Source organism: Streptomyces sp. GbtcB7 (assembly GCF_019091445.1).
Classification (GTDB): Bacteria; Actinomycetota; Actinomycetes; order Streptomycetales; family Streptomycetaceae; genus Streptomyces; species Streptomyces mirabilis.
The window spans coordinates 1-240 of record NZ_JAGXJM010000561.1 but is presented as its reverse complement, the minus strand read 5'-3'; the positions used below and the strand labels follow the sequence as shown (position 1 = coordinate 240).

Below are 240 nucleotides of genomic sequence, written 5' to 3'. Positions count from 1 at the left end.
GCCTCGGCTTCCGGGGCGTCCCGGGCCGCCGCGGCCCGCTCGCCGGCGCGGGCCCGGCCCCCCGCGGGGCCGCCGCTCTGCTGGCCCCGCCTCTGGCCCCCCGCCCGGGCCTGGCCCTCGCCACCGCGGCGTGCCTCGCCCTCACGGCCATGTCCACCGCCGCGGCCGCCCATGCCCTGGACGCCCTGCTGGATGTGGTCGGCGTCGAGCACCACCCCGGCCCGCATCACCCTGGCATGG

General features: G+C 82.9%; 1 protein-coding gene. It reads left to right on the top strand.

Features of this window, described 5'->3' with window-relative positions; translation table 11 throughout:
• Positions 1-240, top strand: a 240-nt coding sequence (locus KVT44_RS56820; protein ID WP_217577145.1) for a hypothetical protein, incomplete at both ends; no start/stop codon positions are given.